17 protein-coding genes are annotated in these 23,360 nt (G+C 46.6%); 6 read left to right on the top strand and 11 right to left on the bottom strand.

Annotated features, from left to right (window positions below):
• Window positions 1-457: 457 nt before the first annotated feature.
• Window positions 458-1,423, bottom strand: a complete 966-nt coding sequence (locus MHN31_RS08950) for an AraC family transcriptional regulator (RefSeq protein ID WP_239444098.1) — start codon at window positions 1,421-1,423, stop codon at window positions 458-460.
• Between the two features lie 223 nt (window positions 1,424-1,646).
• On the opposite strand from MHN31_RS08950, the gene MHN31_RS08945 reads away from it, so the two are divergent.
• A complete protein-coding gene (locus MHN31_RS08945) occupies window positions 1,647-2,765 on the top strand; it encodes an efflux RND transporter periplasmic adaptor subunit (RefSeq protein WP_239444097.1) in 1,119 nt (372 codons plus the stop codon).
• Window positions 2,762-5,815, top strand: a complete 3,054-nt coding sequence (locus tag MHN31_RS08940; RefSeq protein ID WP_239444096.1) for an efflux RND transporter permease subunit — start codon at window positions 2,762-2,764, stop codon at window positions 5,813-5,815. The genes MHN31_RS08945 and MHN31_RS08940 overlap by 4 nt, the downstream gene beginning before the upstream one ends.
• 284 nt (window positions 5,816-6,099) lie before the next feature.
• Here the strand turns inward: MHN31_RS08940 and MHN31_RS08935 are convergent, their stop codons facing one another.
• The 10 genes from MHN31_RS08935 to ald all read right to left on the bottom strand — a co-directional run bounded on the left by MHN31_RS08935 (window position 6,100) and on the right by ald (window position 18,000).
• Entirely contained in the window at window positions 6,100-6,267 is a 168-nt protein-coding gene (locus MHN31_RS08935) for a hypothetical protein (protein WP_164517513.1), read from the bottom strand.
• 228 nt (window positions 6,268-6,495) lie between these two features.
• Window positions 6,496-6,744 carry a hypothetical protein gene (locus MHN31_RS08930; RefSeq protein WP_010384588.1) on the bottom strand — a complete coding sequence of 83 codons (249 nt, stop codon included), beginning with the start codon at window positions 6,742-6,744 and terminating at the stop codon, window positions 6,496-6,498.
• A gap of 11 nt (window positions 6,745-6,755) precedes the next feature.
• Complete coding sequence (locus MHN31_RS08925) at window positions 6,756-7,601, bottom strand: CsiV family protein (protein ID WP_125559641.1); 846 nt, start codon at window positions 7,599-7,601, stop codon at window positions 6,756-6,758.
• Window positions 7,598-11,071: a transcription-repair coupling factor gene (gene mfd, locus MHN31_RS08920; protein WP_239444095.1), complete on the bottom strand. Its 3,474-nt coding sequence runs from the start codon at window positions 11,069-11,071 to the stop codon at window positions 7,598-7,600. The genes MHN31_RS08925 and mfd overlap by 4 nt, the downstream gene beginning before the upstream one ends.
• A gap of 115 nt (window positions 11,072-11,186) precedes the next feature.
• The gene (locus tag MHN31_RS08915; protein ID WP_125559637.1) at window positions 11,187-12,077 is read right to left on the bottom strand and encodes a carbon-nitrogen hydrolase; all 891 of its coding nucleotides are present in this window, start codon (window positions 12,075-12,077) and stop codon (window positions 11,187-11,189) included.
• Window positions 12,077-13,126 (bottom strand): agmatine deiminase family protein, encoded by a 1,050-nt coding sequence (locus MHN31_RS08910; protein WP_239444094.1) that lies wholly within the window; start codon window positions 13,124-13,126, stop codon window positions 12,077-12,079. The genes MHN31_RS08915 and MHN31_RS08910 overlap by 1 nt, the downstream gene beginning before the upstream one ends.
• A 54-nt stretch (window positions 13,127-13,180) precedes the next feature.
• The gene (locus tag MHN31_RS08905) at window positions 13,181-13,774 is read right to left on the bottom strand and encodes a PilZ domain-containing protein (protein ID WP_125559633.1); all 594 of its coding nucleotides are present in this window, start codon (window positions 13,772-13,774) and stop codon (window positions 13,181-13,183) included.
• An 84-nt stretch (window positions 13,775-13,858) separates the two neighbouring features.
• Window positions 13,859-15,733, bottom strand: coding sequence for a methyl-accepting chemotaxis protein (locus tag MHN31_RS08900; protein WP_194867335.1), 1,875 nt, complete (start codon window positions 15,731-15,733; stop codon window positions 13,859-13,861).
• 171 nt (window positions 15,734-15,904) lie between these two features.
• A complete protein-coding gene (locus tag MHN31_RS08895; protein WP_239444093.1) occupies window positions 15,905-16,741 on the bottom strand; it encodes an HDOD domain-containing protein in 837 nt (278 codons plus the stop codon).
• 137 nt (window positions 16,742-16,878) lie between these two features.
• Complete coding sequence (gene ald / locus MHN31_RS08890; RefSeq protein ID WP_125559630.1) at window positions 16,879-18,000, bottom strand: alanine dehydrogenase; 1,122 nt, start codon at window positions 17,998-18,000, stop codon at window positions 16,879-16,881.
• Between the two features lie 139 nt (window positions 18,001-18,139).
• Here ald and lrp point away from each other — a divergent pair, with 139 nt between their 5' ends.
• The 4 genes from lrp (at window position 18,140) to MHN31_RS08870 (ending at window position 23,355) form a co-directional block, all read left to right on the top strand.
• Window positions 18,140-18,619 carry a leucine-responsive transcriptional regulator Lrp gene (gene lrp, locus MHN31_RS08885; RefSeq protein ID WP_010384600.1) on the top strand — a complete coding sequence of 160 codons (480 nt, stop codon included), beginning with the start codon at window positions 18,140-18,142 and terminating at the stop codon, window positions 18,617-18,619.
• Window positions 18,620-18,687: 68 nt separating this feature from the next.
• The gene (locus tag MHN31_RS08880) at window positions 18,688-21,357 is read left to right on the top strand and encodes a DNA translocase FtsK 4TM domain-containing protein (protein WP_239444092.1); all 2,670 of its coding nucleotides are present in this window, start codon (window positions 18,688-18,690) and stop codon (window positions 21,355-21,357) included.
• Entirely contained in the window at window positions 21,357-22,010 is a 654-nt protein-coding gene (gene lolA / locus MHN31_RS08875; RefSeq protein ID WP_125559626.1) for an outer membrane lipoprotein chaperone LolA, read from the top strand. The genes MHN31_RS08880 and lolA overlap by 1 nt, the downstream gene beginning before the upstream one ends.
• The gene (locus tag MHN31_RS08870; protein WP_239444091.1) at window positions 22,003-23,355 is read left to right on the top strand and encodes a replication-associated recombination protein A; all 1,353 of its coding nucleotides are present in this window, start codon (window positions 22,003-22,005) and stop codon (window positions 23,353-23,355) included. Before lolA ends, MHN31_RS08870 begins: the two co-directional genes overlap by 8 nt.
• Window positions 23,356-23,360 lie beyond the last annotated feature (5 nt).

Below are 23,360 nucleotides of genomic sequence, written 5' to 3'. Positions count from 1 at the left end.
TGAAAGGCCTCACGATGCACTGGAAGACATGACCCCAGTTGGCTACCTTGAGGCTGCATAATTCTACTAATGAGCTGTACTAGGTTGGGTGGAGTTACACAGTGGCTTACGGGGTAATGATATTGTCTCTCGTTATGGAGGAGAGGAATTTTCATTAATACTTCCTGGGCTAGATATGAAGGATGCGAAGAGAGAATTAGAAAAGCTAAGAAGGGAAATTAAAGATGAGCAGATATGTGATAAGGGTATTTGTATTAATTGTAGTGCGAGTTTCGGTGTGACAATGTTAAGTGATAAGCGGCAAAGTCTAACCGAACTATTTAACCAAGCAGACAATGCACTATATCAAGCAAAAAAACTAGGTCGAAATCGTATTTGTGAATATAATCGAAAATAGCTGGCTTTTTAGAAAAACCTACATGCTTCTTAGGTAGTGCGCTATTAAGTTTATATTTAACTACTTCTCAAACTGCTTGAGTGTTTCCGAAGGGAGCTCACCAAAGCGGTTTTTATACGCAAGTGACATTCTGCCCAAATGGGTCAACCCAACAGACATTGAGAGATCCAGTATTTTTGTATCAGATTTAGCCGTTAATAATGCTTTTCTTAGCCGCATGAGCCTGAGATCAAGCAAGTAACTCATTGGTGTCTTTTGAGTATGTTTCTTGAAGCTGTAGGTCAGACTTCTTGAACTGACTCGTGTTACCTGTATTAGGTCTGCCATGGTAATCTTTTTGTGTATATTTTCATGCATATAGGTATCAGCACATTTTAAAACTTTAGGTAAAGGCGGGTGATTAGAAGTGTTGATTAATGCTTGTGCGCTGTTATCTAGCACCGTCAGAAGTAGTGTTTTAAGATACTGATCTGCGTCTTTGGCGTATTGAGCTCGTAAATCGGCGCTTTTTATCGTTTGCAAACTTTGTATTATTCCGCCTAATGCTGTTTTAACACACTCTACAGCAGCCCGGTTTTCAATAGAGACGGGAAAACACAACCCTTTTTCAGTTTTAAAACCTACCATCTTGCTAAGTGCTGATTCTAAATGGTCAGCACGGATCTGCAACACCAGGGCAGTTATGCCCTCAGGTAAAGTAAAGTGGGGTTTTATGCCTGGAGAAGTGATGAACACACCTTGATTTGTCACTTTTGTTGTCTGTTCTTTGGACGCGATTAGAAAATAACCTTCCATTGGAAAATCGAATTCATAGTTGTCAGGGTTTTTATAGTGCTTTACTTCGGTGGAACCCGTGATACTGATTTCAATCAGTTGAAAATCCCCAAATTGATAGACCCTGTCTAAATAATTGAATGCAGATTTTTCTGTATTCAGGTGATGAAAACCAAAATGACTTCTTAGTTGAGTAGAGGCGTCAAATGCGCTCTGCGTTGTGTACTCTTTTGGCACATATGCTTTGTTCACAAAATACTCCAAGTGTCGGTATTGGGATGAGTTTGTTGTTATTAGGATATAGATGTTAATTCATCAAGTCTAATATTGGCGCTCTGAATTTTAGCTCCTTCAATAAGTGATCCCTCAAACCATATTCCTTTAGAGATCACAGTCGCAATTGTGGAAAACAACATAGGTCAATTAATGCAATTTGTTAGTACTTCAATGTATCAGAAACCATCGGAGGCTCATGATGTCAACTCAACGAAATAAAAACAGCCTGTTACTTGCGCTTATCATGTCGATTGGTCTCGTAGGATGCCAACCTATTGAGCGTCTGCCGATAGAGACTATCAGGCCAATTAAGGTCATGCAGGTTGGTTCTGGGGAGCAACTAGCTGCGGAGCAACTGCCAGGAGTTGCCAAAGCTACTCAGGAAGTTGAGCTGTCTTTTAGGGTCTCCGGTACATTACAAAATATGCCAATAAGAATCGGTCAGGAGGTGCGGATCGGGGATACATTGGCTGAATTAGATAAACGAGATTTTGAAGTTGCGGTAGATAATACGAAGGCGGCGTTAGCAAGGGCAGATGCCCAGCTTAAAAATGCCAAAATAGAATATGATCGAGTTACTCGTATTCAGCAAAGAAAACCTGGCGCTGTGAGTCAATCGACCGTTGACCTTCGTCACACAGCCTACAATAGTGCGAAGGCAAGTTATGCCGCTGCGATGGCCCAATTAAATGCTGCGGAGGACAGGCTTAGCTACGCAACGCTAAAAGCACCATTCGATGGTGTAGTGGTTCAACGCTATGTGGAAAATTACCAGGATATCAATGCCAATAGTCCAATTTTCCGATTGGTTGATATATCAAAGATAGAGATGGATATCAGCATTTCGGAAAACCAGATTTCGAACTTGCCATATGTAAAAAAACCAAGAGTCGTGTTTGATGCTTTTCCGGACATTGAAATCCCGGCACGCATTAAAGAGGTTAGTAGCGAAGCGTCTCAAACAACCAGAACATACAATGTTAGATTAATCATGGATCCACCTCCTGGCATTGATATATTACCTGGCATGTCAGGCGTCGCGATGGCTGATGTCGATTTACCCGGCCAGGAAAATCAAGTCATGATACCTGTGAGTTCAGTGTTTAGCTCAGCAGATAACAAAACCACCTATGTGTGGCGCTACAACCAAGAGTTACAGCAGGTGAATAGAGTAGCTGTAGAAACCGGAGGTATCGGCAATCAGGGCTTAGTTATAACAAGTGGATTGGCGCGCGGCGACCGGATCGCGACTGCTGGCATACACTTTTTAACTGAAGGTCAGAAAGTACGTTTACTCAATGAGCACGGAGTCAGATGATGAATCTTACTGAATTTTCTGTTCGGCACCAAGTCATTACCTGGTTTTCAGTTGCTTTACTGGCAATCGCCGGGGCATTGTCATTTTTTAAACTAGGGCAATTAGAAGACCCTGTTTTTACAGTGAAGACAGCGCTAGTTATGACCCCATATCCAGGAGCAAGTGCAGAGCAAGTTGAACTAGAGGTCACTGACAAAATAGAAAATGCAATTCAGGAAATGCCGGAGCTGAAGTCTCTGCATTCACGTTCGACTCCTGGCCTGTCTTTGGTTACCGTCGAGATAAAAGGAGAATACTGGTCTGACCGTTTGCCGCAAGTGTGGGATAAATTGCGTCGTAAGGTCGGAGATGTTCAGAGTGCTTTGCCAACAGGTGCAGCGCCTTCAAAAGTGATAGACGAGTTTGGCGACGTATATGGCATGTTAGTCGGTGTGATCGGCGATGGTTACAGCTATCGGGAGATGGATGAATATGTCAAAAAGCTAAAAAAAGAAGTTAGCTTGGTTAAAGGGGTCGCGAAAGTCGGGGTGTGGGGAAATCAACAACCTGCTGTTTATCTCGATGTATCTGAAGGTAAGCTGTCAAACTTGGGCTTGTCATCCGCAGAAGTGACAGGGCTTTTGAAGAATCAAAATTTGGTCGTAGACGCGGGGCATATTGAATCGGGACGATTTCGGCTCAATATTCATCCGAGTGGGAACTTTACTTCACCGCAGGACATTGGAGATTTGTTGGTACATATAAAGTCGCGGACGAAAGTCAATGAATTCATTCGTATCAGTGACATAGGTACGATCAGAGAAGGGTATATTGAACCTGCTGAAAGAATAATGCGCTTAAATGGCCGCCCAGCGATTGTTTTGTCTATTGCACCGCTTGAAGGGACTAACGTTGTTGAGGTGGGTAAACTGGTGGCTGAAAAGATAGACCTGATGGCAGCGCAGTTTCCTGTCGGGCTGGAAATAGAAAAAATCCATTGGCAGCCACAAGTTGTAGACGAATCAGTGCATTCTTTTTTGGTTAACTTTGGCCAGGCAGTGTTAATTGTACTCGTTGTACTAGCACTTGCGATGGGCTGGAAAATGGGAGTCGTTATCGGCTCAGCACTGGTACTGACCATTTTGGGCACTTTCTTCTTTCTCGCTATATTTGGTATCGACTTACACCGTATGTCTTTAGGCGCCCTGATTATTGCGCTAGGCATGATGGTAGACAATGCAATTGTTGTTGCAGAGGGCTATGTAGTAAAGCTGCAAAAAGGCGTAAGTAAAACGCAAGCGGCCCTGAAGTCTGCGCAGGCACCGTCTATGCCTCTATTAGGGGCAACGATAATTGCCATTATGGCATTTTATCCCATATTTGCATCAGAATTAGATACGGGTGAATACTGTAGAACGCTCTTTATCGTCGTGGCAATTTCTTTAATGGTAAGCTGGTTCGTTTCACTTACGCTAACGCCCTTGCAATGTATGCTATTTTTGGATGTCCAGACTAATGAACAAGAACAGGAAGGCAAGTTACTGTCATCCTTCCGCTCATTTCTTAAACTGGCTTTAAGAAGACGTCTGCTCGCAGTAAGTTGTTTAATTTTATTGTTAACGGTGGCACTTGGAACATTTGGCAATGTCAAACAGATCTTTTTCCCCAATTCGGCAATGACAAAGTTTATGGTTGATGTTTGGGGGCCTCAGGGTAGCCGCCTGCAGGCAACAGCAGATGAAATAGTAAAGATCGAACAATACCTCTTGCAGGATAGACGAATTAAAACAGTTTCGAGTTTTGTCGGTGAAGGCGCCCCCAGGTTTTACCTGCCCGTATCACCGGAAAACCCTAACTCAGCGTTTGGACAACTGATAGTCAATGTCCATAATTATGAAGACTCTGAAACCGTTACCAGCGAATTACGCGATTGGCTCGCAGACAATGTACCTGATGCAATGACTCGGGTCAGGCGGTATACAGTAGGTCCGGCAATTACCTGGACGTTTGAAGCCAGATTTATAGGGCCTGCTGATGCTGACCCGGCAGTACTTAGGGAGTTGGCGGAGCAGGGAGCGGCAATATTACGTGATTCTTCATTAGCAAAACACATATCAACAGACTGGAGGCAGCAGACACTCAAAGTTGTGCCTGAATATAGTCAAATCAAGGGACGGACCTCGGGAATAGCCCGTACCGATTTAGCGAGCACTACTAAGCGGTTTTATGATGGCAATACAGTTGGTACGTATCGGCGCGCAGACACACAGCTACCTATAATCGTACGTGAAAATATGAACAATCGGCACAACAAAAACTTAGACCTGCTTCAGATTGAATCTTCTATACCCGGCTCCGCAGTGCCATTGGATCAGGTCGTCGATGGCATTAGGGTGGAGTGGGAGAATTCGGTAATTTGGCGATATAACCGACATAGAGCTATTACCGTTCAGGCTTCTCCAATAGAAGGCATGACACCCGCTGTATTGAGGCAATCTGTGCTAGAAAAATTCGAGCAGATAAAGTTACCAGAAGGATATAAGTTACATTGGTTTGGGGAGCATAAGAGTACAACTGATTCTAACGAAGATCTTAAGCCCGGAATGCTGCCTATGTTTGGCGTGATTTTACTTATTCTGGTCGGTTTGTTTAATGCGATCAGGCCAATGTTGATAATCATGCTATTGCTTCCCTTTGTGATGATAGGGGTATCTGCTGGGTTACAGCTAACAGGTGCTGCTTTTGGGTTTGTTGCTATCCTGGGTGTCATGAGCCTTATTGGTATGATTAGCAAAAATGCAATCGTGTTGATTGACCAAATCAATTTAGAAAAGGAGCAAGGCAAAACACCGCATCAAGCGGTTATCGATGCAGCAGTGTCAAGAGTAAGGCCGGTATTTTTAGCAGCAGCGACCACAGTTTTAGGGGTAATTCCATTAATCCCTGATCTGTTTTGGCAGGGGCTAGCAGTATCAATTATGGCCGGTCTTTCATTTGGCACAATTTTAACTATGGTTTTTTTACCAGTGTTTTATTCGCTATTTTACAAAACACACAGTAAAGCCTATTGATTTTCTCCACTAAACTATATCGCTCTGCTGCTTAGAACAAATGGGTGCAGACATTGGCCGGCAGTTACCGTGTATTATCGGTAGCTGTCGGTTTAGGCTTGAGTCCAGCTTTTTTCATCCTTAATCAACAAGCGAATCAACCAGGTCTGCGTAGGGGCCCTTATGAGTGGTGCACATGTATTATATATTTTTAAGGGTATATAAATCGTTAGTCTGTTATTTTTTATATTGTATATTTATGCAGGATTGGAAAGAGCGCAAGAGAGCGCTCTTGTTTATAGTTATTAACCAGGCATACCATCGGTGCCACCGGTTCTGCATTGTTGTACAGAGTTAATGCACACATTAGTATGTGAACTGCCGCCTGCGATAAATCGTGTTGCTTGTTTGGCAAGCGTTTCGTTGCTGGTCAAATTTTTGAGCTTCTTCGTTTTAAGATTTAAATGGTTCATGCTTTCTCCTTAAGTATATTGTATGCAATTCGAATCTTGATGTATCAGAGCATGTCTGTGTACCTATTGTCAACCCTTTGTGGACAACAAACACTCAATTTAAAGGGGAATGGTTGTGCACAAATAATTAGGGGGTTTAGTTGGGTAAAGCAAAGGAGAAGAGGCGAGCTGCGAAAAAATGCTAACAGAAGAGGCAAACAGGTAAAGAAACCTGTTTGCCTGCGAGTACTATTCCAGCCCCTTTTTGCTATAAAGTGTGACTTTATCCGAAACTAAAGTCACTTTAATGTGTTTGCTATCGTTGCCCCAGGTGCAGTTGGTGTGCAGGGTTTTTTCTTCGCACTGATCTGCAGAGCCCAGAATTTGTTCCAGCTCAGTTTTGTCCATACCCACTTCGATTTTATCGTAGTTTTCCATGCTTACTTTAGAGCAGGCGGCCAGGCCGAGGAGCAGAGTCAGGGTTAAAATTTTTTTCATAGTAGTTTCCGTCAGTGTCTGTATTTTCTGATTTGGAAGATGATCCCCATTTTGGGATGATCTAAATAATGGATGTCGCCGCTATATACCCGGGTAAACTGAGACATTCTGGCGCTTTGCAGGTCGCCTTCATCACTTTTGTAATGATAGTCAAAGTTACTGGTAACATATAAATAATGCCGTATGTGGATTTTCATCCAACCCTGTAGCTGCCACAGGGTCGGATCTTGTTCCTTTTGCGCAACTTGTTTGGGTTCGCCGAGCAGGCTGATAAAGCCATCGTCCGGGGCACCTAAACGGGCCACATAGCTGGCGGGTTGCTCGAACTTTTGTCCGCCATAAACGAGTATGTTAGGGGCACGCTTTTTACTTTGGTCGGGAAAGCGCCAGCCGGTGTGCAGAATTGGTTCAAGCCCTTTCTTTTTTAACTTATTGAGCACGCTGTCAAACTTAAGCTGCTCTTGGTTGAGCAAGTAGATGCTTTGTTTATGGTCCTGCGGCTCTGCGTGGGGCGTAAGCGGCAGCTGTTGATACTGCGCCATATAGTCTACGCCATCGGCGCAGTGCCAGGAGGCATCCTGCTGCACAAAGCGACTGGTAACCGGGCGCGGATCAAAACGACTGTCACCATTGAGACAAGCCTGCTGGCCGGCACTGTTGTAGCCTTTAGTGAGCAGGTCAAGTGTTCGGTTTAAATCCAGCTCGGGATTTTCAATCGTAAAATCCTCTTGCAGTTGCTCGTTATCCTGCTGAGCAAAGGCGATCAGCTCAACTTCATACCAGCGTTTTGCGCTGGCCGAAGCTGAGGCCAGCAGCGCAGCGCTTAGTAATGTCAGGGAAAGAGCTGTCCTTATCATGCCACCGCCTTTTTCTGAAAGTCGTCAATCATTGCATTTACCAGTTTTAAACGTTCCTGACCATTTTTCTCTTCGATATTAAAGCGCAATTTGCTGGCACCTTCCATGCGGTACACAGTCGGGTTGCTTTGTATCAGAGCAATGATGAATGTCGGGTTAACCGTGGTACTGGCACTGAACTCAAAGTAGCCGCCTTTTTGGTTGGCTTCCACTTTGGTGATCCCCAGTTTAGCCGCTTTTGATTTCAAACGTTGAATGCTAAAGAGGTTTTTCGCGGCATCCGGCAGTAATCCAAAGCGGTCAATCAGTTCGACCTTTAGCTCGTCCTGCGTGTCTTCATCATTGGCGCTGGCAATACGCTTGTACATGCTCAGGCGCATGTTCACATCATGGATATAGTCATCGGGCAGCAATGCTGGAATTTTCAGGTCCACATCGCTTTGCTGTTGTAGCAGATTTTCCAGGGTCGGCTCTTTTCCGTCTTTTAGTGCTTGTACAGCCTGCTCAAGCATTTCCATGTAAAGGGTAAAGCCGACGGTTTGGATCTGACCGCTCTGCTCATCACCCAGTAGTTCACCCGCGCCACGGATCTCCAAATCGTGTGTCGCTAAGGCAAAGCCGGCGCCAAGGTCTTCAAGTGATTCAATGGCTTGAAGTCGTTTTACGGCATCTTTGGTCAGTGTCTGGCTGTTGCGGGTCAGCAGGTAGGCATAAGCCTGATGGTGGCTACGCCCGACCCGGCCACGTAACTGGTGCATCTGTGCCAGGCCCAGTTTGTCTGCGCGGTCCATGATGATGGTATTGGCAGACGGGATATCGATGCCGGTTTCTATGATGGTGGTACATACCAGCACATTGTGCTTTTGATGATAAAAGTCACTCATCAGCTGTTCGAGTTCTTTTTCGCGCATCTGACCATGCGCAATGGCAATGCTGGCCTCAGGCACCAGTGCGGCAATGTCGGCTGCCGTTTTATCTATGGTTTCGACATTATTGTGTAAGAAGTACACCTGACCACCGCGTTTAATTTCCCTCAGGATGGCTTCGCGGATCACTTCATCGTTGCGCTCCTGCACAAAGGTCTTCACTGCCAGGCGTTTTGCGGGTGGTGTTGCAATGATTGACAGGTCACGCATGCCACTCATGGCCATATTCAGGGTTCGTGGAATGGGTGTTGCTGTGAGCGTGAGTATGTCTACGTCGGCGCGCAGCTGTTTGATCTTCTCTTTTTGCCTTACCCCGAAGCGGTGCTCTTCGTCGACAATCAATAAGCCCAGGTCTTTATACTTGATGCTCTGTTGCAGCAGTTTGTGGGTGCCGATCACAATATCAAGCTGGCCGTTTTCAAGCTTGTCGAGGGTGTCTTTTTGCTCTTTCGTGCTGTTAAAGCGGGATAATACACCAACCTCAATGGGCAAGGAGGCAAAGCGGTCGCGGAAGTTCTCATAGTGTTGTTGCGCCAGCAAGGTGGTGGGCACCAGCACGGCAACTTGTTTGTTGTCATTTATCGCAACAAAGGCTGCTCGCATGGCCACTTCCGTTTTACCAAAACCAACGTCACCACACACCAGTCGGTCCATTGCCAGTGGCGTTTGCATATCACCCAGTACGGCGTCAATGGCGTTACGTTGATCGTCAGTCTCTTCAAACGGGAAGGTATCGCTGAATTCACGATAGGCCTGGCCGTCGAGTTTGAATAAATGTCCCGGTTTGCTTTGACGTTTAGCGTAGATGTCTAACAGCTCTGCGGCAACATCACGGACTTTTTCCGCGGCGCGGCGTTTGGCTTTTTCCCAGACGTCTGAGCCGAGTTTATGCAGCGGGGCAGAGGCTTCTTCTCCGCCGGAGTATCGGCTTAGCATGTGTAGTGCAGATACGGGCACATAGAGCTTGGCCTCATTGGCATAGATGATGGTCACAAACTCTGTGGCAACACCGGCGGCATCAATGGTTTGCAGGCCAAGGTATCGACCGACACCATGGTCCAGGTGGACAATAGGCTGGCCTTCTTTGAGTTCTGCCAGGTTGCGTATAAGTGCATCCTGGCCTTGATCGTATTTGTGTTTACGACGGCGGCGCTGTGAAACTTTAATACCCAGCAATTCTTGCTCAGTCAGAATACTTAAGGGCTTGTTTCCGTCGAGCATGACAGAGCGCTCGAGCGGACTGACAATCAGACCTACATCGTTGCGCGCACTGGCGAAATCAGCAAAATTATCGAACTCTTTGAGCTTCAGGCCACTTGGCTTGAGTAAGGTCATTAGAGATTCACGGCGACCATCCGATTCTACACTGAATAACACCCGGCCTTTATTCTTTTTCTGTACGGTAATGTAATCCAGCAGTGGCTTGTAGGGATCAGTCTGTTTGTGGTCAACACGGACATCAGTCACCAGGTGGGCGCTGAGATTGGTATGCCCGGCTTTGGTGCCCAGGCTTGCTTCACTCAGACGAATTCTGGGGTAACGCGAAAACCCTTCAAACAGAGTTTCGACGTTCTGATAAAGGCGCACTGGTTCCAGCAGGGGGCGCAATGGATCAACCCGTCGGTTCTCATAGCGATTGTTGACGTCTAACCAAAACTCGGAGGCTGCCTGTTCTATGTCACCCAGGTGCATAAACACGGCTTGTTCTGGCAAGTAATCAAAAATGGTCGCAATTTCTTCGTAAAATAGCGGTAGGTAATACTCAATACCGGCAGGCCAGTTGCCCCGGGTTACCTGCATATAAATGGAGTCTTGTTCGCTGCTCGCACCAAAGGTTTCCCGATACGCAATGCGAAAACGCTCAATGTCTTCGTCGTTGGTTGGGAATTCGTGAGCGGGTAATAAATCGATGGACTTTATTTGTTCGCTGGAGCGCTGCGTCTCAATATCAAAGAGTCGAATGCTGTCCAGTTCATCATCGAAAAAGTCGAGCCGGAATGGTGTGGTGCTGCCCATTGGGAACAGGTCGATAATAGAGCCTCTGACAGCAAATTCGCCGTGCTCCATTACTTGCTGTACGTTACGGTATCCGGCCTGAGCCAGCGTTTCTTTGAGCTTTTGTGCATCCAGTGAGTCGCCGACCTTAAACTGTAAGGCATTGCCATAAATAAATTCAGGAGGTGCAGTACGCAACATTAACGTGGACACAGGCAGTAATAATACGCCCTGATGCTGATGACGCAGGGAATTCAGGCTGGCAAGGCGCTGCGAAATGATATCCTGATGAGGTGAAAAGTGATCATAGGGTAAGGTTTCCCAGTCGGGGAAAACATGAACTTTGTCTTCACCCAGTAAGTAACCCAATTCAGTCTCAAGGCGCAATGCGCTTGGCGTATCAGGTGTTACCACCACAACCAGTGCATCATGTTGTCTGACGCCTTCACTGATGGCAATGGACATACTGCTACCGACCAGCTGGCCCCAATGGATTTTATCCTTTTGTGATTTGACCCAGGGAAGTTTGTTCCACTGCGCTGTTGCCATTCATATACTCCTGTTACTGCATGTTGTTTTTATTGCACTTAATGTAATTCGACTCGCGCTTAGCGATAATAAAGCAAAGCGGCCTGACGCTATGTCGAGGCCGTTTTGGGATAGATTAGTCCCGGTAAATTTTGCACAGGTCCTGATAATGGTCGATACGACGATCTCTCAGGTATGGCCAAATTCGTCTGACTGACTCACTGCGGCTCTGATCAAGTTCAACCACCAAAAGTTGTTCTTCAGATTCGCTGCCATGTGCCAGTAACTCACCCTGTGGCCCCGCGACAAAGGAGTTACCCCAGAACTGGATCCCTTCGCTTTGGCCACTTGGGTCGGCTTCGTGGCCAACACGGTTAACACTTAAAACGGGCAAGCCATTAGATACGGCATGGGCGCGTTGTGCGATCATCCAGGCGTCGCGCTGACGAATTTGTTCGTCCTGCTCGTCGCGCGTGTCCCAGCCTATTGCTGTCGGGTAAATCAGCATATCAGCACCTGCCATGGCCATTAAGCGCGCACCTTCCGGGAACCATTGATCCCAGCATACCAATACACCTAGTTTACCTACTGAGGTTTGAATAGGCGTAAAGCCCATGTCGCCTGGTGTAAAATAGAATTTTTCATAAAAGCCCGGATCGTCAGGAATGTGCATTTTTCGATACTGACCAGCAATGCTGCCATCGGCTTCAAAGACAACAGCTGTATTGTGATACAAGCCGGTTGCGCGTTTTTCGAAAAGCGAAGCGACAATTACCAGCTTCAGTTCTTTGGCAAGCTGACAAAATACATCGGTACTAGGGCCAGGGATCGTCTCAGCCAGGTCAAACAGGTCAGTGTCTTCAGTCTGACAAAAATACAGGCTGCGGTGCAGCTCTTGTAATACCACGAGTTTCGCGCCCTGAGCCGCGGCATCGCGGATCCCGGCAATAGACTTATCCAGGTTGTTTTGTAAGTCAGCGCTATTACTGTGCTGAACCAGTGCGACTTTCAACGTGTTGTTACTCATTAAAATTGGTCCTGTTTTAAAAATCCGGCGGGTAGCTGCATAGTGATACAGTGGAGGCTGCCAAACTGATGAATAATAGGCAGGCAGTCAATGCCAATGACGGTACGCTCCGGGTGCGCGCTTTGCAATTGAGTCAGTGCGCGGGCGTCGTTGTCATCGCCGTAGAGCGGCATCAAAACGGTATCATTGATGATCAGATAATTTGCGTAGGTGGCCGGCAAACGGTCGCCTTCATCATTGAATACGGCTTTAGGCCAGGGCAGGGCGACAAGGTTATATGGTTGGCCTTGTGGCGTGCGGAATGACTTCAGTTGTGTCTCCATCGCACTGAGGGCTGCAAAATGCTCGTCTTTTGGATCGTCGCAGCTGACGTACACCAGCGTATTATTAGGGGCAAAGCGGACCAGCGTATCAATGTGACTGTCGGTATCATCACCGGCCAGGAAGCCATGGTCTACCCAGAGGAACCGCTTGGCACCTAAAACCTCGCTCAGTTTTTGCTCTAGCTCGGTTTTAGTCAGGTGCGGATTACGATTTGGGTTAAGCAAGCACTCAGACGTGGTTAACAAAGTGCCTGCTTCGTCGATTTCAATCCCACCGCCTTCAAGCACCAGCTCTATAGCTTCATAGTGGTTTTGGGGGTTAACCACCTGAGCGTGCAGGTGCGCATTAATCTGATTATCGAGCTCAGCTGCAAACTTATTACCCCAACCATTAAAGGTGAAGTCTTTTACAGAGAGTCGACCTGACGCATCCTGCGTAGTCAGTGGTCCATGATCACGGGCCCATGTATCGTTACAGGGTGCAACCACGAACACGATTTGTGTCATGTCGACATCTGCTGCAGTGAGTTTTTGTTCTATATGTGCTTTTAGCTCGGCATTGTGCGCTACGATGACGACCTTCTCAACTTGAGAGATCTGCTGACACAAAGCGATATAAACGGGTTCAACCTGGGGTAATATGTCTGCCCAGTCAGTATTTTGATGTGGCCAGGTAAGCATCACGGCATCTTGTGTTGCCCACTCGGGTAAAAGTGTAAAACTCATGGTGTAATCAATCAAAAATAGTAGACGACTAGTTTAGCACTGACAGCTTAGCTGTCAGCTATTTTGTTCATTTTCGTCAGGTGACTGACGTTTTTTTAACTGCCGAGTTTGGGCATGCAAGCTGGCGCGGACCAACAGTTCCTGATCGTTATCGCGAATTTGAGTGAAGGCCAGGGTATAACGAAAGCCCGAATCAATCGCCTCTTTATCTATAACCTGGGCATAACAAAATATGGCGCTGGCTTCATGTTGCAAGAACACTTTGGTTCTGAAGTCCTGGCCAAGGTTATAGTCTTGCTCTAGTGTGGCTGTGATGCCACCACCACCATAGCTGTCACATCTGAGTAGTTCATCCTCAGGTTGTTCCGTGGCCAGAATATGACTCATGATCAGGTCGATTTTACGTGACTGAGCTTGCAGATACGCAGCCAAATCGCTGGCAACATCACCCAGGTTTCGCAATGGCCTCAGTGCATTTAGGTCCAGTTCATTAATTTCGTTTGCAAGCCTGAACAGAGGCGGAATGGCAGCTTCTAGTTGAGCCTGACTTTTGGGCACCATATTGGCGTCAACAGGGTACAGGTTAATCTGGTTGGATTCAGCAATCTGAAAATATTGCTCGAAAGTGTCTTTAAGGTCGCTATGCATATGCCGAAATGCTACTTATACTGTCTTTATATCCATATACTAGCGAGTTTTAACCTCACTCGCTAGTATTACTCAGTGGCAAGTTTACACCCTGAACTGTTCTAACATGTCTTCCTGCTTAGCAATTTTTTCTACCTGAGACTGCATTGTGTGGTCAACTGCTTTGGCTTCATCAAACACAGTGTCAGACAGGTTACGGATCTGCGAAGCATTATGATTAACTTCTTCCACTACGTGTTTCTGCTCGCTGATCATGTTGGCAATACTGACATTTAAATCGACAATGCTGGCAATAGACTGACGGATTGCATCCAGTGCCTCCCGAGTGTCATTGGCTTTGCTGACCGACTTTTCAACTATGGTCTGACTTTGATTCATAACTCCAACCGCACTTTGAGCGCCGCTTTGCAGCTGATCTATCATGGCTTTAATTTCGGTAGTTGCTTCTTGTGTACGTTGCGCCAGGGTTCTTACTTCATCGGCAACTACCGCAAACCCGCGACCAGATTCGCCGGCCCGTGCGGCTTCAATGGCGGCGTTAAGCGCCAACAGATTGGTTTGCTCGGCAATCCCATTGATGACAGATAATATCTGCTCTATGCCTGAGGACGATACTTCGAGTTCAGCGACAACATCAACAGCACGTTTGATCTGTACTGACAAATCCGTAATGGCGTCGGTTGATTCTGCAACTATGGTTTCACCATTGCTGGCGAGGTTATCGGTATTTTGAATCGCGTCGGCTGCCTGTTGTGCTGTGTTTGCAACTTGTTGTTCAGTGCTTGACATGTTCGCTGTTGCAGTTGTTAAGGTATTGAGCGCATTAAGCTGTTGCTCAATGGCCATGGTGGCCTGATTGGCACCGGTAGACGTTTGCCGGGCATCTTCTAATACTTCATGTCCAAGTTGCTGAATATCAGCAATGAGCGTTTGCAACCGGGAAGTAAAGCGATTGAAGTTTTCAGCCAGTGACGCAAATTCGGGCTCGTTAGATGCCTCAAGGCGAACTGTCAGATCAGCGTGACCCTGGGCAATGTTAGCCATGGCAACATTGATGTCTTCAAGGGGCTTAAGGAGGAAGTTAATGACCAAAGATAATACAACAACGGCTGCAATCACAGCGATGAGTGAAAACAAAGTGGCGTCCTGAGCCATAGTATCAACAGCAGCAAAGACTTTGTCTTTTTCGAGCGCGACCCCCACATACCAATCCAAACCTTCGACGTCCTTAAAGGTGATTAAATAGGTGCGGTTATTCATCATAACTTCTTGCACCGTTTGAGACACCTGGGTTCGGCCTAAAAATTGACTTGCTTGCTGACCGTTTAACTCGGTATCGGGGTGCGAAATAATGGTGCCATCTTTACTCACCATAAACGCAAAACCAGAGTCAAATAATTCGAACGAATTGATCATATTTCCGAGTTTGGCGAGACTGACATCAAAGAAAATCGCGCCATGGAAACGGCCGCCTTTTTTAACAGGTGTGCCGACAGATACCACAATTTCTTTGCTCACTGAATCGGCATAAGGTGCCGTCACAATTAATTGATTAGCTTGTTTAGCGCCTGCAAACCACGGACGCACCCGTGGATCCCAGGTTGGTCCAGGGTCCCATCCTGGATCGCTTGCAACATAGTTTCCGGTCGCGTCTTCACCATAGCCAATCAACAGAAATGTTTCTTTTAATTTGGGCTGTGAGATCAAGGGCAGGGCTTGTTTAAGTGAGTCGCTTTGTTCGACCAGTCCGGTGGTCAGTACTGCCAAATCAATAGCACCTTGCATCTGCGAGGTTACAGTGTTACTGATCCCCTGAATGATTTCTCCCACACTATCATTGACTTGTTGTTGTAAATTATCTTTCAATAAAAAATACTGTTTAAGTGATAGTAATAACAGGGCCAGAAAGAGCACTGAGGCTGAAACGGCTATTACCTTAAATTTGAACTTCACAGGCATATCTCCTAACTGCTTCCCTTTATAAAGGTAAATCATTGAGGGAAACTTTCAATTATTTAGGCATTTAAATACAGTTTTTATTAGTTATAAGCGGATCTGCAACAGATCTGCCATGGTTAATTATCTCGGCCTATCGTGTTCTTATTTGTAGGTGATGGGTGTGGGTTATCGCTACTCTGAAGATTCACCCCACAACTCGTCGAGCTCTTCGTCAGAAATATCCAGATAATCCATGACATCGTCTTTGATCACTTGCCACTCCGGGTTTTGTTCACTTACTGGGGTTGTTGCTAAATAGGATTTATGGCGGGCAATTTTTAAAATCGACAGCAGGTCATTACCAATGTTATCTAACTCCCCGGACGTAAGAATACCGTCTACGTCATGTTGGTAGTAAATAACGTTAATCACGATCTTTGGCAGGCGCCACTGCTGAGCGAGTAACGCACCTATGGTGCCATGGCTGGTGTGGTACTGAGCAAACTCAAATTGACTGGCTTCGGTCCAGCCGTCTGTCTTTGCTTTATCCAGTACGTTTTGATAGTCATCAAAGTGCTGGCATAAAATGGGGATCCCAACGCCATGGAATAAACCAAGCATGTAGGCGTGATTTGCCAGTGCAGGCCGGTTAAGGCGGTTACAAATGAGAGAGGCATGTTGACCAATATCGGATTGCGTTTCCCAGAAATCGCTTAGTGCAGCAGGTAAATCAACAGAGGACTTCAAAGCCACCGCTTTAACTAACGGAATAAGCCGTTTTAAGCCCAGGATCATGACAGCTTGTTCAATGGAGTCAATTTCGCGGCTGCGACGAAAGGCAGCTGAATTCACTACCTGCAAAATAGCCGCACTGATCGCGACATCGCTTTGCAATATCTCTGAAATTTTGGTGATGTTTGGTTCCGGGAGCTTAGCTTCTTCTGAAAACTGCAACAGTGCTTGTGGTCTTGGCGGAATATTGACCGTTTTTAAAATGAGTTTTTCTTGCTGGGTGAGAGATATGGCCATGCAACGCTACCTTTACTACCTGACTATTATAAAAAGATAGACAATAAAAAGCGGTGCAGGCAACTCTCTTCGAGTCTGGCGTATAAAAAGCAAAAAGCCCCGCATGAGCGAGGCTTTGTAAACACCAAAGTGTTTAATTATACGTTGGCAAGCGCTGTACGTGCTTCAACGTATTCCATGTTAAAGCCTTCAGCAACTTCTTTACATGTGATCTGGCCTTTAATAACGTTCAGACCATTCAGGAAGTGCTCGTCAGACAATAGCGCCTCTTTATAGCCCTGGTTTGCAAGCTTGATGATGTAAGGCAGCGTTGCGTTGTTCAAAGCAAACGTAGAAGTGCGTGGTACTGCGCCTGGCATGTTTGCTACGCAGTAGTGAACAACATCGTCAACGATGTAAGTTGGCTCTGCGTGTGTTGTTGCTTTAGAAGTTGCGATACAACCACCCTGGTCGATAGCAACGTCAACGATTGCTGCACCAGGCTTCATTGCTTTGATGTGCTCAGCTGTAACTAGTTTAGGAGCAGCTGCGCCTGGGATTAGTACGCCACCGATCACTAGGTCTGCTTCAACAACGTGCTTCTCCAGCGCATCAACCGTTGAGTAGATAACTTTAGCCTGGCTGCCAAACTGTGCGTTTAGGCTACGCAGAACGTCAATGTTACGATCAAGGATTGTTACGTCAGCACCCATACCAACAGCCATTTGTGCTGCGTTACGGCCAACCATACCACCACCGATCACAACGACTTTCGCTGGTTCAACACCTGGTACGCCACCCAAAAGCATGCCGCGACCCAGGTTTGACTTTTCAAGTGCCTGCGCACCAGCCTGGATTGACATACGACCAGCAACTTCTGACATAGGTGCCAATAGTGGTAAACCACCACGGTTGTCAGTAACAGTTTCGTATGCGATACAGATTGCGCCGCTCTTAACCAGATCTTCTGTCTGAGGCAAATCAGGTGCAAGGTGCAAGTAAGTGAATAGAATTTGGTCTTCACGTAGCATTGCGCGCTCAACAGCCTGTGGCTCTTTTACTTTAACGATCATGTCAGCTTGTTCGAAAACCTGTGCCGCTGTGTCACGGATTTCAGCACCAACCTGAATGTAATCCTCGTCAGTGAAACCAATACCGATACCTGCATTTGTTTCAACTATTACCTGGTGGCCGTGATTAATCAGTTCACGAACACTCGCTGGAACCATACCAACACGGTATTCGTGGTTTTTTATCTCTTTAGGTACACCAATAATCATAACAATTCGCCTCAATTAAGAACGGGGTAAAAATTTTCGACCATTATAGATATGGTTTGCTAGTATGTCCTACCTTTTTTAGTATAATGAATAGTTGATAACACTGTATTAAGTAAATATTCAGGATATAAAACTGATCATGCATACTCAGTTAGACAGAACCGATAGAAAGATTTTAGTTGAACTGCAAAAAGACGGACGAATTTCTAATGTAGAATTGGCAAGACGAATAGGGCTAAGCGCTACGCCTTGTCTGGAGCGGGTAAAAAAACTCGAACGCGAAGGCTATATAAAAGGCTATAAGGCAGTTGTTGACCCGGTGAAACTGGGTCAGGGCTTGTTGGTATTCGTTGAGGTCACAGTTAATAAAAATTCGCCAGACGTGTTCGATCAGTTTAATCAGGCGGTCAAACAACATGATGAAATTATCGAATGTCATCTTGTGTCTGGTAACTTTGATTATCTGTTAAAAACTCGGGTGACGGATATGTCTGAGTATCGCGGCGTTTTGGGTGAGATACTTTTAAAACTCCCCAGTATTAGTGAAAGTCGTACCTATGTTGTAATGGAAGAAGTAAAAGGGGAGCAAGGTGAAGTGATAAAACCTTGTGCACCCTAGGGAAATTCTTGCTAAGGTGTGCAAAAAGTCATGTTAGAATTAACGAAACAGTATTTAGGTATTACATAATGCGCTTAAATGGTATTCAGCGCCTGCTGGAGACTGGCCTGATTGTCAGTACGGCGGCAGCGATATTTACGCTGTGCGCACTTATCAGCTTTGACCCGGCAGACCCCGCCTGGACGCAAACAGGCGAGTTTATCAAGGTTAACAACGTCACAGGTGCTGCTGGTGCCTGGGTTGCTGATATCTTGTTACTCAGCTTTGGCTGGCTGGCATTTTTAGTGCCGGCTGTCATTCAGTTGTTTGGCTATCTGTTGTTCAAAAAACCACATAAGCTACTGCAGTTAGACTACACAACTTTGGGACTGAGACTGATAGGCGGCACGTTATTTATCACATCAGCCAGTGCTATCAGTAGCATCAATTTTGATGATATTTATAATTTTTCTTCCGGTGGGGTAGTGGGGGATGTGGTCGCCAGTGCCATGATGCCTGCATTTAACTTTACTGGAACCACAATCTTGTTATTGTGCTTTTTCTTTGCCGGTCTGACCCTGTTAACAGGGGTATCCTGGGTTGAATTTGTCGACTATATTGGCGAAAAAGTGGTTGCGTTCTGTAAATGGTGTTTCGACAAAATAAAACATCGTAGCGAACCCAAGTCAGCGGTCACGCTAAGTGATGGCAAAGAAGACAGCAAAGACGCTGGTCTGCCGAATAATGCTACGCTGGTCGAAAGTGCTGAGCGCAATCAAGCAGCTGTGCAAGTTGAAGCCGAAGCCAGTGAGCAGGTTATAGAAAATGTGGTTGAGGCCACAACCCCTGATCCCGTCGAGCAAATTTCGGATACTGATCAACAGTCCAATAAGAGTAAGCCTCAAAAACTAAAAGATAAGTTGTTTGGCGCAAAACCAGCATCTCAGCCCGAGCCCGAGATACGTCACTCAGAGGCAAGTGATTTAGCGATAGCCAATGACGATGATATCGCCGTAGCGCCCAGCGTGTTCGATGAGCTGGATGACATTCTTGAGCAGGAAATTAACTTCTCTGCGGTCGACGATGAAGCGTTTGATACGGTAGCGGCACTGAATGCACTGGACGATACTCCTGCGCCTGTTGAAACCAAAGTGGTATCACCTGCACGGCCATTAAAGCCGAAAGAAAAACCTGCATCAGGTTATCAGCCACCACCGAGCGCCAAAGAGCAATTTGAAGCTTTATTGGAAGCTGAACCTCCGAAAGATCCTTTGCCGTCACTCGACTTGCTAGACAGACCAGACAAAGCGAAAAACCCGATCTCAGAAGAAGAGCTCGAAGCGGTATCTCGACTTGTTGAGTCCAAACTATTGGATTTCAATATTCAGGCTAAGGTTATGGGAGTTTATCCGGGACCGGTTGTTACACGTTTTGAGCTGGATCTGGCACCTGGAATTAAAGTTGCTAAGATCACCGGCCTTGCGAAAGATTTGGCGCGTTCTCTGTCAGCCGTCAGTGTGCGTGTGGTTGAAGTTATTCCGGGCAAGACTTTTGTGGGTCTGGAGCTACCAAATAAAAATCGAGAAATCGTGCGTTTATCAGAAGTGATAAACGCCCCTAAGTTTGAGCAAAATGCTTCGCCACTGACCATGGTACTGGGCAAAGATATTGCCGGGCAGCCGGTGGTGGCCGATTTGGCCAAAATGCCTCACTTACTTGTCGCCGGTACAACAGGTTCAGGTAAGTCAGTCGGCGTTAATGTTATGATATTAAGCTTGTTGTACAAATCACCACCTGAAGACGTACGCATGATTATGATTGACCCTAAAATGCTTGAATTGTCGGTGTATGAGGGCATTCCGCATTTGCTGTGTGAGGTGGTCACGGATATGAAAGAAGCAGCCAATGCGTTGCGTTGGTGTGTGGGTGAAATGGAACGTCGTTATAAGCTGATGTCAGCGCTTGGCGTGCGAAATCTGAAGGGCTACAACCAGAAGATCCTGGATGCAAAGGAAGCTGGTCATCCAATTCTGGACCCCTTGTTTAAAGACACGGATGGCATGGCAGACGAGCCCGAAGAGCTGGATAAGCTGCCGAGTATTGTTGTAGTGATCGATGAATTTGCCGACATGATGATGATTGTGGGCAAAAAGGTAGAAGAGTTAATTGCCCGTATCGCGCAAAAAGCGCGTGCAGCAGGGATCCACCTTGTGCTGGCGACGCAGCGACCTTCCGTGGATGTGATCACCGGCCTGATCAAGGCGAATATCCCAACCCGGATGGCGTTTCAGGTATCGAGTAAAATCGACTCGCGTACCATACTGGACCAACAAGGTGCAGAAAACCTGTTGGGTATGGGTGACATGCTATATCTACCACCAGGCACCAGTGTACCGATACGTGTTCATGGCGCATTTGTTGATGACCATGAGGTGCATGCGGTCGTCAGTGACTGGAAAGCCCGCGGTAAGCCCAACTATATCGATGACATATTGTGTGGCGAAGCCACAGAAGATATTTTACTGCCAGGCGAGGCAAGTGAGGGGGAAGACGATGAGTCCGACCCACTCTATGATGAAGCCGTGGCGTTTGTCATTGAAACCGGTAAGGTCTCAGTGTCTAGCGTTCAGCGAAAATTACGCGTTGGTTATAACCGCGCGGCTCGCCTGGTTGAACAAATGGAAATGTCCGGCGTCGTCAGTGCGCCAGGGCACAATGGTGCCAGAGAAGTACTGGTGCCCAAAGGTGGAGCGAATTAATGAAGTTACAACCACTTATTCTGGCTTTATGTATGGTCGGGGCTAATCCGGCAGTATTTGCAACTCAAGCGAACGCAACGCAAACGGTTAGTGTTGCTGCACAGTCTTTGAAAGATAAGTTAAAAGCACTGGAGAGCTTTCGAGCCGAGTTTGAGCAAAGTGTGATTGATCAGGACGGACACCTTATCCAATCCGGTAAGGGCGAAATAGTACTGCAATACCCTGCAAAAATACGCTGGCAACAGAATGAGCCCGATGAAACTTTACTAGTTTCAGATGGGCTTCGTACGGTTTATTTTGACAGCTTTGCTGAGCAAGCAACGATTCTTAATACACTTGGTCTGATAGACACAACGCCCTTTGTATTGCTGACGACACAAGATCCAAAGCAATGGCAGAAATACCAGGTTTCAGAAATTTCTGGTGGCTATCGTATTGAGCCCATTCAGTCCGGTGCTCAGGTGGAACGGTTGGATGTTTTGTTTGCTGACGGTGGCCTGAAAATTGGCCAGTTGAACGTCACAGATTCTTCAGGTCAGATCTCCAGCTTTAAGTTCAGCGAGGCACAGATCAATGGTCCGGTGGATGCCGAGCAGTTTAAGTTTGTGATCCCAGAAGGGGTGGTCGTCGACGACCAGACACAAAGTGACTAACCTGGGTTTTGATTTTGCGCCCGATGTCAGGCCTTTGGCGGCGAGAATGCGACCGTCCAACTTAGACGGTTACATTGGGCAAAGTCATATTCTTGGTGCTGATAGTCCGTTGCGTCGGGCTATTGCTCTGGGACGTTGCCATAGTTTGATTTTGTGGGGGCCTCCCGGGGTAGGTAAAACCACACTTGCAGAGATCATCGCGCATCATGCGAATGCACAATTGTGCAAGTTATCTGCGGTTACAGCAGGCGTGAAGGAGATCCGTGAGCAAGTGCTCGATGCGAAGAATCGCCTAAGCCAAAGTAGTACTCGTACAATCTTGTTTGTTGATGAAGTCCATCGATTCAATAAGTCACAGCAGGATGCCTTTTTGCCACATATCGAAGACGGTACGTTTATCTTTATTGGTGCTACCACTGAAAACCCTTCATTTGCCCTGAACAATGCGATTTTATCCCGCGCACGTGTCTATACCTTAAAGCCGCTTAGTCTCGATGAGCTTACTCAGGTACTGCGTCAGGCACAGACTCAGGACAAAGAGCTTGGCAGCCTGCAAATTACACTGGATGATGCCGTGATAGATGCATTGTCTCGTGCTGCGGATGGCGATGCCAGAAAAGCGCTCAATCTGCTTGAACAAGCCATTGATCTGGGTGCCAATGGTGAAGGGCAAGTGTTAGTAGATGAAGCGGTACTAAAACAAGTCTTACCGTCGCACCTGGCGAAATATGATAAGGGCGGGGATATATATTACGATTTGATCTCAGCATTTCATAAATCTGTGCGGGGTAGCGATCCGGACGCCGCGTTATATTGGTATTGTCGGATCCTTGCTGGTGGTGGCGATCCGCTTTACGTAGCCAGGCGATTACTTGCGATTGCGACTGAAGACATAGGCAATGCCGATCCACGTGCCATGCAAGTGGCACTGAATGCCTGGGATATCTATCACCGGGTTGGTCCTAGTGAAGGAGAGCGGGCCATCGCACAGGCAACTATCTACCTGGCCAGTGCGGCCAAAAGTAATGCCGTCTACATGGCGTTCAATCAGGCTAAGCAGGATGCCGCCAGCGATCCTGACCTTCCGGTGCCGGAGCATCTGCGTAATGCCCCCACCAAGTTGATGAAAGAACTCGGCTTTGGTGAGGAGTATCGATATGCACACAATGAACCGGGGGCGTTTGCCGCTGGTGAATGTTACTTCCCTGCAGATATACAGCAGCGTCGTTACTATGAGCCCAGTGACAGAGGGTTAGAGAAACAAATTTCTGAAAAACTCCGTTACTTGCGTTCTTTGAATGAACAAAGTGTCCAGAAACGCTATCAAGATGAAGACAATCACTGATGGAT

The sequence above is a fragment of the Pseudoalteromonas sp. McH1-42 genome, from assembly GCF_022347845.1.
Lineage (GTDB): Bacteria > Pseudomonadota > Gammaproteobacteria > Enterobacterales > Alteromonadaceae > Pseudoalteromonas > Pseudoalteromonas rubra_D.
This window is presented reverse-complemented; position numbering and strand designations above follow the sequence as displayed.

Excerpts from the sequence above, each read along its gene's own strand:
- lrp (WP_010384600.1), top strand. The coding sequence starts at position 18,140 with ATGCATACTCAGTTAGACAGAACCGATAGAAAGATTTTAGTTGAACTG.
- MHN31_RS08905 (WP_125559633.1), bottom strand. The coding sequence starts at position 13,774 with ATGCATAGCGACCTTAAAGACACTTTCGAGCAATATTTTCAGATTGCT.
- mfd (WP_239444095.1), bottom strand. The coding sequence starts at position 11,071 with ATGGCAACAGCGCAGTGGAACAAACTTCCCTGGGTCAAATCACAAAAG.
- lolA (WP_125559626.1), top strand. The coding sequence starts at position 21,357 with ATGAAGTTACAACCACTTATTCTGGCTTTATGTATGGTCGGGGCTAAT.
- ald (WP_125559630.1), bottom strand. The coding sequence starts at position 18,000 with ATGATTATTGGTGTACCTAAAGAGATAAAAAACCACGAATACCGTGTT.
- MHN31_RS08895 (WP_239444093.1), bottom strand. The coding sequence starts at position 16,741 with ATGGCCATATCTCTCACCCAGCAAGAAAAACTCATTTTAAAAACGGTC.
- MHN31_RS08930 (WP_010384588.1), bottom strand. The coding sequence starts at position 6,744 with ATGAAAAAAATTTTAACCCTGACTCTGCTCCTCGGCCTGGCCGCCTGC.
- MHN31_RS08935 (WP_164517513.1), bottom strand. The coding sequence starts at position 6,267 with ATGAACCATTTAAATCTTAAAACGAAGAAGCTCAAAAATTTGACCAGC.
- MHN31_RS08900 (WP_194867335.1), bottom strand. The coding sequence starts at position 15,733 with ATGCCTGTGAAGTTCAAATTTAAGGTAATAGCCGTTTCAGCCTCAGTG.
- MHN31_RS08915 (WP_125559637.1), bottom strand. The coding sequence starts at position 12,077 with ATGAGTAACAACACGTTGAAAGTCGCACTGGTTCAGCACAGTAATAGC.
- MHN31_RS08940 (WP_239444096.1), top strand. The coding sequence starts at position 2,762 with ATGATGAATCTTACTGAATTTTCTGTTCGGCACCAAGTCATTACCTGG.
- MHN31_RS08945 (WP_239444097.1), top strand. The coding sequence starts at position 1,647 with ATGTCAACTCAACGAAATAAAAACAGCCTGTTACTTGCGCTTATCATG.
- MHN31_RS08925 (WP_125559641.1), bottom strand. The coding sequence starts at position 7,601 with ATGATAAGGACAGCTCTTTCCCTGACATTACTAAGCGCTGCGCTGCTG.
- MHN31_RS08880 (WP_239444092.1), top strand. The coding sequence starts at position 18,688 with ATGCGCTTAAATGGTATTCAGCGCCTGCTGGAGACTGGCCTGATTGTC.
- MHN31_RS08910 (WP_239444094.1), bottom strand. The coding sequence starts at position 13,126 with ATGAGTTTTACACTTTTACCCGAGTGGGCAACACAAGATGCCGTGATG.